10 protein-coding genes are annotated in these 12,716 nt (G+C 69.4%); 8 read left to right on the top strand and 2 right to left on the bottom strand.

Annotated features, from left to right (window positions below):
- Positions 1 to 16 precede the first annotated feature (16 nt).
- Together D7318_RS26675 and D7318_RS26670 are read right to left on the bottom strand one after the other, a co-directional pair.
- Positions 17 to 1,555, bottom strand: coding sequence for a glycoside hydrolase family 31 protein (locus D7318_RS26675; RefSeq protein ID WP_183091513.1), 1,539 nt, complete (start codon positions 1,553 to 1,555; stop codon positions 17 to 19).
- A gap of 244 nt (positions 1,556 to 1,799) precedes the next feature.
- Positions 1,800 to 2,642, bottom strand: coding sequence for a DeoR/GlpR family DNA-binding transcription regulator (locus D7318_RS26670; RefSeq protein ID WP_120699776.1), 843 nt, complete (start codon positions 2,640 to 2,642; stop codon positions 1,800 to 1,802).
- A gap of 698 nt (positions 2,643 to 3,340) precedes the next feature.
- Here D7318_RS26670 and D7318_RS26665 point away from each other — a divergent pair.
- The 8 genes from D7318_RS26665 to D7318_RS26630 form a co-directional block, all read left to right on the top strand.
- Entirely contained in the window at positions 3,341 to 4,012 is a 672-nt protein-coding gene (locus D7318_RS26665) for a DUF624 domain-containing protein (RefSeq protein WP_183091514.1), read from the top strand.
- Positions 4,013 to 4,030: 18 nt separating this feature from the next.
- Positions 4,031 to 5,572 (top strand): extracellular solute-binding protein, encoded by a 1,542-nt coding sequence (locus tag D7318_RS26660; protein WP_220729822.1) that lies wholly within the window; start codon positions 4,031 to 4,033, stop codon positions 5,570 to 5,572.
- A 66-nt stretch (positions 5,573 to 5,638) separates the two neighbouring features.
- Positions 5,639 to 6,607: an ABC transporter permease gene (locus D7318_RS26655; protein WP_120699774.1), complete on the top strand. Its 969-nt coding sequence runs from the start codon at positions 5,639 to 5,641 to the stop codon at positions 6,605 to 6,607.
- A gap of 8 nt (positions 6,608 to 6,615) precedes the next feature.
- Positions 6,616 to 7,494: a carbohydrate ABC transporter permease gene (locus tag D7318_RS26650; RefSeq protein ID WP_120699773.1), complete on the top strand. Its 879-nt coding sequence runs from the start codon at positions 6,616 to 6,618 to the stop codon at positions 7,492 to 7,494.
- 40 nt (positions 7,495 to 7,534) lie between these two features.
- Positions 7,535 to 10,192: a family 78 glycoside hydrolase catalytic domain gene (locus D7318_RS26645; RefSeq protein WP_230424116.1), complete on the top strand. Its 2,658-nt coding sequence runs from the start codon at positions 7,535 to 7,537 to the stop codon at positions 10,190 to 10,192.
- A gap of 83 nt (positions 10,193 to 10,275) precedes the next feature.
- A complete protein-coding gene (locus tag D7318_RS26640; RefSeq protein ID WP_120699772.1) occupies positions 10,276 to 11,331 on the top strand; it encodes a LacI family DNA-binding transcriptional regulator in 1,056 nt (351 codons plus the stop codon).
- 130 nt (positions 11,332 to 11,461) lie between these two features.
- Positions 11,462 to 12,133: a CGNR zinc finger domain-containing protein gene (locus D7318_RS33495; RefSeq protein ID WP_120745061.1), complete on the top strand. Its 672-nt coding sequence runs from the start codon at positions 11,462 to 11,464 to the stop codon at positions 12,131 to 12,133.
- Between the two features lie 124 nt (positions 12,134 to 12,257).
- A partial coding sequence (locus tag D7318_RS26630) for a LacI family DNA-binding transcriptional regulator (protein WP_183091758.1) occupies positions 12,258 to 12,716 on the top strand: 459 nt, incomplete at its 3' end.

Below are 12,716 nucleotides of genomic sequence, written 5' to 3'. Positions count from 1 at the left end.
GCTGCTCCGTGCGGGCTCAGGCCGGGCCGGGCGCGGGGGTGGTGCGGCGGAACCAGGGGAGGCGGGAGAGTGGGGCGTCGACCGTGACGGTGACGGGGCCCTCGTATCGCTGGCCGTCGTCGGCGCGCCAGTGTCCCGGGGGGATGGTGACGGTGCGGGTGGTGGCGCCCGGCTCGGTCACGGGGGCGACGAGGACGTCGGCTCCGAGGAGGAACTGGTCGGTGACGGAGGCGTAGCCGTGGCCCGGGTGGTCGTACTCCAGGGGGCGAAGGATGGGTTCGCCGGTGCGGGCGGCGTCCTTGGCGAGGGCCAGGATCTCGGGGCCGAGGCGCTCGTGGAGCCGGGCGGCTTCGCGGCAGTGGTCGAAATGTTCGGCGTCGAGCAGCCGCCACGGGGCGGCGGAGAACTGCATCATCGGGAAGAGGGCCGAGGCCTGTGCGGAGCGGACGAAGAGCTCCGGGTCGAAGGTGGCGCTGCCGAAGGACTGGTACTCGCCGCCGCCGATCATGTCCGGGCAGGTGTAGGCGTGTCCGGTCAGCGACTGGGCCAGGGCGTTGGGGACCAGGGCGGCGAGCCCGTCCCGGCCGTGCCAGGCGTGCGCCTTGTCGCGCTGGCGCTGGGCGAGCGGGAGGTTGGCGGCAAGCCAGGCGTCGCGGAACTCGTTGAGGGGATGGTCCAGGCCGAAGCGGTTCCAGGCGACGGTGTAGGCGTGGGGATCGGGTCGGCCGAGACCGGCGTAGAACGGCGGCTCGCCGCCGTCGAACTTGAAGCCGTCCACGCCAAGGCGCGTCAGCTCCTTCAGGGCCCGCGACAGCCAGCGCACGGCGTCGGGGTCGAGCAGGTCGAGTGCGGCGCCGTGTCCGTTCCACCACTCGCCGATGGCGACCCGGCCGCGTGCGTCACGGATGAGGAGGTCGGCGTCGCGCAGTGCGCGGAAGGTCTCGGTGTCCGGGGTGACATAGGGCACCAGCCACAGCATGACGGTGAAGCCGAGCTCGTGCAGCCGCGCCAGCATGGCGGCGGGGTCGGGGAAGCGGCCCGGGTGGAAGGTCCAGGTGCCGTACGCCTCGTGCCAGTTGTCGTCGATCATCAGGACGCCGGGCGGCAGGCCGTGGTCGAGGACCGCCTGGGCGTACTCCAGGACGCCCCGCTGGGTGGGGTTGAACAGGGTCTCGATCCACAGGTTGTACTGGGGGGCGGTGAACAGCCGCGCGTCCGGCGGCTGTCCGTGCGGGCGGAACCGCTCGGTGACCAGGGCGCGGTAGGCGCTGGCCAGGTCGCCGTGGCCGTCGCCGAGGACCACGCCGGCGGCCGCGTCGGCTCGCACCCGCAGCGCGCCGTCGGCCATCTCGAACGCGAAGGGGCGGTCGGACCACACGTACCGGCCGTGGCTGGACAGCAGGAGCGGCATGCCCTGGTTCCCCCCGAGGTCACGTAGGTCGGTCCGGTATCCGTCGGCGAAGGGCATGGCGAGTCCGTCCGCCGCCGCCCCGCCCCACCACGCCTCGTCGGCCTCGACGGGAACCTCCATGGCCGCGTCCAGCCCCTGGCTCATCTGACGCCTCTCACTCGGTAGGAGCGCATCGCCCATGGCCACCCGTCACTGTGAGCTGTTGACGAACAGAAAAAACGGGCAGGCGAAGCACCTGTCGGCGGCATCATAGGCGCGAAGCTTATCCATGGACAAGAATGCGATGGTTTCCGAAAGCCCTCGTGGGGATGTCCGACCATGTGGACCTGGCCGCAGACGGTGGCGAGGCCCGTGTGCGGCGGCTACGCGGTTTCGGCCGACACAGGGCTCATGCCTGTCCGGGCCCCTCGGGCACGTCGACCTCAAGACCCGCGTCGCGGCAGTCCTGGATCGTCTGCTTGTCCCCGGACGCTCCGGTGATGAGCAGGTCGGCCTGGTCGATCGAGCAGATGGGGGCCAGCTCGACCCGCCCCACCTTCGAGCCGTCGGCGACGACGACACTCCGGGCCGAGGAGCGGAGCATGGCCTGTTTGAGCTCGGCCTCGGGCAGATTGAGGTTGGTGAAGCCCCTGCGTGGATGCACGCCGTTGCAGCCGAGGAAGACCGTGTCGGCGTTGATCCGCCCCAGGATCTCCGCACCGAGCGGGTTGACCAGGGAGTGCTGGAGTGGCCGAAGGGTGCCGCCGGTGACGATGACCGTGAACCGCGGGATGGCCCGCTCCAGCTCCAGGGCGATGGAAATCCCGTTGGTGATCACGACGACATCACGCAGGTCGGCGCGCTCGACGAGTGCGCGGGCCACGGCCATCGTGGTCGTCCCCGCGTCGAGGATCACGCTCTCCCCGGGGCTGATCAGTCGGGCGGCGTGGCGCCCTATGGCGGTCTTCTCCGCTCCGGCGGCACTCATCGCCTCCTCGAAGGAGGACTCCACGGATCCCCCGGCCCGACTGGCGGGCATGCCGCCGGTGCGATGCGTCGCCAGCGCTCCGCCGCGCACCCGGCGCAGCTGGCCCTGCTTCTCCAGACTGTCGAGGTCGGCGCGCACCGTGACACGGGAGATCCCGAACGCCTCCGCCAGGTCGCCGACGTGCACGAAGCCGCGCTCCTCCACCGTGGCCGCGATGCGCTGACGGCGTTCTTCGGCGGGTACGCCTTCGAGATTGATCACCATGAGGGCAATCCTTCAGAGCTCATCTGTTCCTTGTCAATGAGTGACGATCTCCACCCAAACCTTCCCTCCGCTCATCCATCGCGAAGAACTGGATGCCGATGCCGTAGCGCGTGACATTGCGAACACTTTCTTACTGAGGCGCTATGACCTTGTCGATGAGGAGGGAACGGAAAGATTTCCGGCGCCTGTAAGGTATCAAGCGGGATGGCAGTGCTTACCGATCGCTCGCGGAGGCGGGGTCCGGCGCCCCGCCTCCGAGCGGGCCGAGGTGTCGACACCGCCCCTCGTCGAGGCGTGCTCCATGCCTGACCCACCCATTCTGACCTGGGCATTTATTGGATCGTCTGCTGTCGAGGGCGCCCGCGAGGCCGTGTGGGCCCGAGCCGTCGAGGGGCGCGTTGGCCGCCTTCTTGTGTGACAAGCCTTCCCGTTTACTTCTTCGACAGCTATGGTCCTCGATGCGCATCGACTCGATGCGCATCGACAACCGGCGTCGAAGCCGACGCGAGACGACAGAGAGCACCGCGATGACGTCGTTGACCACTTCGCCTGACGATCGGGACCGACGAGCCGCGCTCCCGACCGGAGGATCAGCTCCCGCCCTGGGCCACCTCTCCGTGCGGGAGCGAGACGGCAGGTGGGACACCGCGACGGCTTCCGGGGCAGCCGGAACCAGGCGGCACCGCTCCACCGGCCACATGGCCGAAGGGGCGGGCTGGTTCTCCTTGTTGGCCGCCGCAGGGGAATGGGTCACCTGGTCGCTGTCCCTGTCGGCCTTCTGGCTCGTGTTCACCGTGGCGGGAGGGGTGCTGCTCGGTGTCGCCCCCGCGAGCGTGGCGGCCGCGACGCTTGTGCGGGAACGGACCCTGGGACGCCACGACCGGGTCTGGCGCGACGGCGCGCGGTTCTGGGTGCGGGAATTCCCGGGGTCCCAGGCGGCCGTTCTTCCGCTCGTACTGGTCACGGCCACCCTGGCCGCCAACTACGTGTGGTTCTCCGCTCAAGGACAGGGCGCGACGGGTGCCCGCCTGGTGACGCTCCCGGCACTCGCCCTGGCCGCGACGGCCCTGGCCTGGACGGCGCCGCTGGTGGCCCACTACACGGTCAGCCCGTGGCGCGTCACGTTCCTCGCTCTCCGTCTCACCCTTGCCCGCCCCGCATGCGGCGTGTTGCTCGCCTTCGTCGCGATCGCGATGGCGTACGCCGTCCTTTCGGTGCCGGTGGTCGCCGTCGTCGCCGTCGGCGCGTGGTGGACCGTCAGCACCTGGTTGTGCCTGCGGTTCTTCGACGACAACGAAGAACGTCGCGGGGATCCCCCGAGCGCGGGCCCTCTCCGCACGCTTCCCACCCATCCGCTCAATGTCAGCTGATCCCAGGAGGACTCCGGAATGACAAGGACGTACATCCGGCGCACAGGCGTTGTCGCCGCTCTCGCCGCTTCGCTCGTGCCCCTCGCTGCCTGCGGTGGTGGCGGGAGCAACGCCATCGATGAGGAGGTGTCCTCGCTGACCGTCATGGCCCCACTGCTCGCCGGGCAGGCGCCGGCGGAGGACGGCCAGGTGCAGACCGCCATCGAGGACTTCGCGGGTGTCGAGCTGGACATCGAGTGGGTACCGGGCGCGAACTACCCGGAGCGGCTGACCACCACGCTCGCCTCCGGGGACATACCCGCCCTGGTCGTCGTCGAGAACAGCAAGTACCCGGCGTTCGTCCAGGCTGCCGAGGCCGGGGCCTTCTGGGACCTGACCGACAAGCTCGACGACCACCCGAACCTGACGCCGGAGAGCGAGGAGGTCCTGCGGGCCAGTGCGGTCAATGGCACGGCCTACGGCGTCTACCTGTGGCGTGACCCGATGCGGACCGCGGTGACCCTTCGGCAGGACTGGCTCGACAACCTCGGGCTCGAGGTGCCGGGGACCACCGAGGACCTCCACGAGGTGGCGCGGGCGTTCACCGAGCAGGATCCCGACGGCAATGGTCAGGACGACACCTACGGCCTGATCCTGCCCAACTGGAACCGTCTTGGTGCCGGAACCCCCTATGACGCCATCGAGACCTGGTTCGGCGCGCCGAACGGCTGGGGAGAGGTCGACGGCGAGTTGGTGCCGAGCTTCACCACCGACGAGTTCTTCGAAGCCAACCGCTTCCTCCGCGGGATGGTCGAGGAGGGCCTGGTCAACCCCGACTTCGCGACCTTCGACGGTGCCAACTGGAATGACCCGTTCACGAACGGCGAGGGCGGCATCATCATCGACACCGGGTCACGGGCCAAGGGACTTCTCGACCTGTTCCGGCAGTCGGACCCCGAGGACTACGGCGACTACGTCACGGTGACGGGCAATCTGACAGGGCCCGATGGCGAGCTCCACGCGCTGCCCACCCCAGGACACGGCGGTGTGCTCGCCATCTCGAAGACAGCCGTGCCCACGGAGGAGATGCTCGACCGCGTTCTGTCGATCCTCGACGACCTGTCGAGTCAGGAGGGACAGACCCTCATGATCAACGGAGTCGAGGGGACGCATTTCAACGAGGTCGACGACTACGCGGAACCGATCGTGGAGTCGGAAGCCGACGAGGTGGCCCAGGCTGACCTGTCCTCATTCGGACTTCTGGAGACGGCGAGCAACGGCAAGCTCTACCACACCAAGCGTCCGGCGGGCCGGCCCGAGCAGGAGCTGGTGGCGACACTCGAGCGGCTTGCCGCCGACGATCTGGAACAAGCCGTGCGCAATCCCGCCCTGGCCTACTACTCCGAGGTCCAGGCCGAGCGCGGCTCCCAGCTGGAGCTCATCATCACCGACGCCCGTGCCAAGTACCTCTCAGGCCTGATCAGTGAGGACGAGCTCAGGGCGGAGATCGACCGCTGGTTCGCCGAGGGCGGCCAGCAGATCGTCGACGACATCAACGAGCTGCACTCCCAGGCGAGCTGAGGCCGCGCGGGGCGCGCCTCCGACGCGCCCCGCCACCCATCCACGATCTACCGAAGGGAGCGTGCCATGTCAGTGATCGCTCCGCAGAAGTCCACCCCGGTCTCGCGACCGTCGGCCGATGCGACACACACCGTCCGCCTCCGCACCCGCCTCATGCGGTACCGGTGGCTCTACCTCATGCTCCTGCCGGGCCTGGTGTACTTCGCCGTCTTCAAGTACGCCCCGATGTACGGCGTCACGCTGGCTTTCAAGGACTATGTGCCGTTCCTGGGCTGGAACGAAAGCCCCTGGGTCGGGACCGAGCACTTCGAGCGGCTGTTCACCTCACCGGACTTTCCCAGGATTCTCGGGAACACGCTGTTCCTGGCGTTTCTCCACATCGTCATCGTGTTCCCCGCGCCGATCGTCGTCGCGCTCATGCTCAACGAGGTTCGCCGCTCCATTCTCAAGCGGATGATCCAGACGACCATCTACATCCCGCACTTCCTTTCCTGGACCATAGTCGCGTCCCTCACCTATCTGCTGTTCGCCCTCGGGGACGGGCCGGTGACGGTCCTTGCCGAGAATTTGTTCGGATCGTCCTTCGCATTCCTCACGGATCCCGAGTGGTTCCGCCCGCTGATCATCTTTCAGACGCTATGGAAGACCACAGGGTGGGGCACCATCATCTATCTCGCCGCACTGGCGGGCGTCGACGCCAGCCTTTACGAGGCGGCACGGATCGACGGCGCCAACCGCTTCCAGCAGATGTGGCACATCACCCTGCCGGCCATCCGCAGCACGATCGTGATCATGCTCATCCTCACCAGCAGCAACCTCATGGACACCGGCTTCGAGCAGATCTACCTGATGACGAACTCACTCAACCGCGACGTCGCCGAGGTGTTCGACACCTATGTCTACTTCACGGGGATCGCCCAGGGCCAGTATTCCTACTCGACGGCCATCGGGCTCTTCAAGGGGGTCGTCGGTCTGATCCTTGTCTTCGGGACCAATTGGCTGGCCAAGCGGTTCAAGCAAAGCACCCTGTTCTGAGGAGCGTCATGGCTGTCAAGAAAACCACCGCCGCCAGCCGCGCCTTCGATGTCCTGAACGTCGGCGCGCTGATCGGCCTCGCGGTCGTGACGGTGCTGCCGTTCCTCTATGTGCTCGCCGGATCCTTCGCGACCGAGACGGAGATCGACGCGCGTCCCTTCTTCCTCTGGCCGCGTGAGGTGGTGACGGACGCTTACGACTTCATCTTCTCGACCGATGCCTTTGTGCGCAGCCTGGTCATCACCATCGGGGTCACGGCCGTCGGCACGGTGATCCAGGTGATGCTCACCTTCACGATGGCCTACCCGCTGGCGCAGAAGCGCTTGCCAGGGCGCCGTGTGGTGATCAACCTCGTTGTGTTCACCCTGGTGTTCGGCGGCGGGATGATCCCCACCTTCTTGGTCGTGCAGTCCCTCGGACTGCTCGACTCCTACTGGGCGCTGATCCTCCCCATGGCGATCAACCCCTTCTACCTCATCATCGTGAAGAACTTCTTCCAGGAACTTCCCGAAGAACTGCTCGAGGCGGCCAGAATCGACGGGTGCAGCGAGATCGGCACGTTCTTCCGCATCGTTCTCCCGCTGTCCCGGCCGATAGTGGCGACCTTCTCGCTCTTCTATGCCGTGGCCATCTGGAACGACTACATGTCGGCGTTGCTCTACATCAGGGACACGTCCAAGTGGACCTTGCAGATGTTCGTCCAGCAGGTCACGGTCTCGACCGACATGAGCAACACACTCGGGCGTATCGACGCGAACTTCGTGCCTCCTGAGCAAGGAGTGCGATTCGCCACCATCGTTCTCGCCACCCTGCCGATCATGTTGTTCTACCCCTTCCTTCAGAAGCATTTCGCCAAGGGGATCCTCATCGGGTCCGTCAAGGGCTGAATCGACAGGCGCGACACCGGACGCGTAGAAGGACGACATCGTGGTCACCGATATCGCGCACGTGCGCGACGTTCGTTTCGAGCATCATCGCGAGGCACTGGGGGTGGGGGAGTCCCGCCCCCGGTTGTCCTGGCGCTACGAGGGCACGCGGACCGTGCCGGAGTTCGTCGAGATCGAGGTCCAAGGGCAGAACGGCACGCGACACGTGCGCGTTCGGGGCGACGACCACGTCCTGAGAGCCTGGCCCTTCGCGCCACTGACGTCCCGGGAGCGGAGTGCGGTCCGGGTGCGTGCTCTCGACCGGTGGGGCGCGGCCGGGGTGTGGAGTGCCCCGGCGACGGTCGAAGCAGGCCTGCTCCGCACCGAGGACTGGCTCGCCCGGATGGTGGCGCCGCCCCGCGGCGTCGACGGCGAAGGCGGGGCGGTCGAGCTGCGGCGCACCATCGACCTGACGCTGCCGGTCAGGCACGCCCGGCTGTATGTCACGTCGTGGGGTGTGCACGTCGCCCACCTCAACGGCGTCCGCGTCGGTGAGGAACGGCTGGCTCCCGGCTGGACCAGCTACCACCACCGCCTGCCCTACCGCGCCCATGACATCACCCACCTGCTCGGCATGGGCGAGAACCTCCTTGTCATCACCCTTGCCGACGGGTGGTACCGCGGCCGACTCGGATGGGACGCGGGGTTCTCCCGGGTGTACGGAGAGCGTACGGCGGTGCTCGCCCAGGTCGAGGCCGTGCTCCAGGACGGCCGGTCCCTCGAGCTGGGGACCGACGAGCACTGGTTCGCCGCCCCCTCGCCGGTCGTCGCGACCTCGCTGTACGACGGGGAGACCAGGGACGAGCGACGCGGAGCCGCCGCCTGGAGCCCTGTCGAGGTGCTCGACGCCGTCCCGCACGCCCTGGTCGCTCCCACGACCCCACCGGTCCTCCCCACCGAAGTGCTCGTTCCCGTGGCCTCCGAGGTCGTGGACGAGGGGACGACGCGCTACGACCTCGGGCAGAACCTGGTCGGCGTGCTGCGGATGCGGGTCGCCGGACCGTCCGGCGCGACCGTCACCGTCCGCCACGCGGAGGTGGTCGAAGACGGTCGGCTGGCCGTCCGGCCCCTGCGCGGTGCCCGTGCCATCGACCGACTCGTCCTCGGCGGCCAACCCGTCACGTGGCAGCCGGAGTTCACTGTGCATGGCTTCCGGTACGCCGACATCACGACCGACCATCGGGATGTGCGGGTCGAGGGCGTCCAGGCCATCGTGGTGCACACCGACATGCGCCGCACGGGCCACTTCGAGTGCTCCGACCCGGAGCTCACCCGGCTGTGGGAGAACGCCCGCTGGAGCCTGCGCGGCAATGCCGTGTCCGTTCCGACGGATTGCCCGCAGCGTGACGAGCGGCTCGGGTGGACGGGGGACATCGCCGTGTTCGCCCCCGCCGCGACGACGATGTACGACTGCGCGGGCTTCCTGTCCTCCTGGCTCGCCGACCTCGCCGCCGAACAGGAGGAGAACGCCGGTGCCCCACCGCTGGTCGTGCCGTCGATCCTGGGTCCCACACCGCCCGTGGCGGTGTGGGGCGACGCGGCTGTGGTGGTCCCCTGGACGCTCTACGAGCGCTACGCGGACGTCTCGATGCTCCGTCGCGCCTGGGCGAGCATGACGTCATGGGTCGAGCTCGTCCGGCGGCGCGCGGGCGACGACCTGATCTGGGAGGGCGACCGCCAGTTCGGGGACTGGCTCGACCCCGCGGCGCCCGCGGACGAGCCCGCCGCGGCCCGAACCGATCCGGACCTCGTCGCGACCGCCTGGTTCGCTCGCTCCGCCCGCCTGGTCGCACGTGCCGCGACCGTTCTCGGACGCACGGGGGACGCTCGCCGGTACGCGGCCCTCGCGGATGCCGTCGCGGCGGCCTTCCGACGGACCTTCACCACCCCGGCGGGCCGAATTGCCGGGGAGACGCAGACCGCCTACGCGACGGCCCTCGCCTTCGACCTGCTCCCGGACGCCGCTGCCCGACAGGAGGCTGCCCGCCGCCTCGTGGGGCTCGTGGAACGGGAGAAGTACCGGATCGCGACCGGCTTCGCGGGCACGCCGTTCCTGCTCGACGCCCTGACCGACACCGGCCATGTCCAGGTCGCGTACCGCCTGCTCGCGGAGACGAGCCCGCCGTCCTACCGGTACCAGGTGCGCATGGGCGCCACGACGATCTGGGAGCGGTGGGACTCGCTCCTTCCCGACGGCTCCGTCAACCCTGGTGAGATGACATCGTTCAACCACTACGCCTACGGCGCCGTCGCCGACTGGCTGCAACGCGTCGTCGGGGGTGTCGCCCCGCTGGAGCCCGGCTACCGCCGAACCGCCATCAGACCGCTGCCCGGTGGCGACCTGACGCACGCCCGGACCTCACTCCTGACGCCCTACGGCCGCATCGCCACCCACTGGCGTCTCGACGACGACCGGTACACCCTCAACGCGGTCGTGCCCACGGGCGTCACCGCGGAGGTCGGTCTGCCGGACGGGACGAGGCACGTCGTCGGCGCGGGGGACCACACGTTCACGACGCGGCACCGCCCTGCCTATCCCCCGAGCTCCACTCCGCCGCCGGGTCCGCCTGACGCCACCCTGGCCCGGCGCACCGTGAACCGTTCCCCCGGACCGGTTCACCGTGGTCGGGCCAAGGGGCAGGGGCACTCAGCATGTTGACACGGCTACGTATCCTGGGACCCCGGGGCAGGGGCGTTGTCCGAGCGGAACGGGTCCGTGCGATCACTGAATGAGGCCACGACGTGGTGACGAGCAGAGACGTGGCGGCTCTGGCGGGCGTGTCGCAGAGCACCGTGTCCTACGTCATGTCCGGCAGCCGGTCGATCTCGCGGAAGACCAGAGCACGCGTCGAAGAGGCGATGCGTCAGCTCGGATACCAACCCAACGCCAGCGCACGCGCTTTGGCCGGTCGGCGCACGCACGTGCTCGGGCTCGTCGTACACGTCTCGGCCCGCACCGAGCTCGCCGGTGTCCTGCCCTTCATCGAGACCATCACCGCGGCCGCCCGCGAGCGGGAGTACGACATCGTGCTGGTCACCGCCGACGAAGGGCGCGCGGGCCTCGAACGTCTGGCGCGCCGCGGCATCGTCGACGCCTTCATCGTGATGGACGTCACCCGGGAGGATGAGCGCATCGACACGTTGACGACGCTCGCGTTGCCCACCGTCCTCATCGGACGCCCTGACGACTCACGGGGGTTGCACTGTGTCGACGTGGACGGTTGGCGAGCGGGGGAGTTGGCGGTCGAGGAGCTGATCGCGGCGGGCACCGGGAAAGTGATCGTGATCGGTGAGCCGGCCGACGTACCGGACGACAGATACCGGTTCATCGCGGACTTCGAGGCGGGGGCATGCCACCAGGCCGAGCATGCCGACGTGTCGGCCGAGGTGGTACATCCTCCGGAGCCGGGCTGGCCGGGCATCCTCGCGACGCGCGACCTTCTGCTGTCAGCACATGAGCGAACGGGGATCCTCGCCCGCACTCCCATAGCGGCCGAGCGTGTCGTTCAGCTGCTCTTGGAGGCAGGCATCGCCCCTGCCCACGACGTCCCGGTTGTCGCCATGTGCGAGGACGACGTGGCACAGGAGCTCCGGATCCCGGTGACCAACGTGTCGGCGGACTCCCGCCAGGTGGCTCGGCGCGCGGTCGACGCGCTCTTCGTCCAGTTGCGTGGCGGCACCGACCTTCCCGGCCTCCAGCTGGTCGCACCGACCCTCACACGACGGGCGACGACCATGACGTCCCAAGACCGAGGACGAGCAGGGCTGGACGCCACCGAGGCCTCCCGCCACACCTGACCTCGGTGCGGGTGTGCTCAGCCCTCGATGCGCTGGGCCCGGGCCCGCGGATCGGAGAACGCAAGGGCGACTTGTTCATCGATGACCTGCGGCTACCGTTTACGCGTATATCGATGGTAGCTTCGGCCGGGTGGACATCTCCGAACTGCCCTTGGTGGGTGGCCATGCGGCGTTGGATCTGGTGAACACCCTGGAGCGGGGGGTGCCCGCGCCGGGCGCCGATCCTCGCGATCACCTGTCGGATCCGGCCGCGCTCCTGGTCTGGGCGCGCCGGGCGGGGCTTGTCGACGCCGCGGAGGGCGAGGCGGTCGCCGGGGCGTGGGAGGGTGACCCGGGGGTGGCGTGGGCGGCGCTTGCCGCCGTCCGGGACGTTCGTGAGTCGCTGCACGTCGGGCTCCTGGCGACCGCCGGTCTGGCGCCGGTCGATGAGGCGGCCCTGAGTGCGGCGCTCGACCGGTTGCACTGTCGGTGGGTGGCCGCGGCGGGGCGGTCCGCCCTTGAGCGGGTGGCGCGGGGCGCGGCCGCGGTCCGGCTCGTCGTCGGGGTGGCGCCCGCGATGCTGGTGCCGGACCGCGCGGCGGACAGCGCCCTTGACGTGCTGCGCACGGCCGATGTGGCGCGCCTGCGCCGTTGTCCGCTGGAGGGCGGTGGCTGCGGCTGGGTCTTCCTCGACCGCAGCCGCAACGGCTCGCGCAAGTGGTGCCGCATGGCCGACTGCGGTACGGAGGTCAAGGCGCGCCGTCTCACCGAGCGTCGGCGTGCCGCACGGGCCGGGCGCGGGGAAGGGGCGGCGGACGGCTGAGGCCCGCCGTTCGCGTCACCGCTCAGCTGCGACCATCTAAAACTCTGAAGGGGGTAGTTCTGTGGGGGTGGGTGGTCTTCCGGTCGGTGATCGGTCTCAGGAACGGGAAGGAGTCCGCCCGGGCGTGGACGTGGCGCACGGGTCGTCCGGCGCGCGCGAGGTGACGCTCACGGCCGTCGCCCGGCGGGCGGGTGTCTCGCCTGCCACCGTGTCCCGGGTGGTCAACGGTCGGCCCGGCGTGGCCCGTGAGACCCGCGCACGGGTGGGGGAGTTGCTGCGGCGTCACGGCTTCCATCCGCCGGGCCGGGTGGACCCTGGGCGGGCGGCCCTCGTGCAGGTGGTCTTCCACGAGCTGGACGCGTGGGCCATGGAGATCCTCCGCGGCGTGGTGGAGGTCGCGGCCGGTACCGGCCTTGGCACGGTGGTCTCCGCGCTGCCCGAGGAGGCGTCGGCCGTGGCGCGGGAGCGGTGGCTGGCCGGGCTGCGCCGCCGCGCGCCGGACGGGGTGATCCTGGCCATGTGGGCCCTGGATCCCGCGTTCTACGAGGAGGTGCGGGGGCTGGGTGTCCCGGTGGTGGTCGTG

The sequence above is a fragment of the Streptomyces radicis genome, from assembly GCF_003626575.1.
GTDB lineage: Bacteria > Actinomycetota > Actinomycetes > Streptomycetales > Streptomycetaceae > Streptomyces > Streptomyces radicis.
Note: the sequence above shows the minus strand (reverse complement) of the source record. Positions and strands in the feature narration are given on the sequence as shown.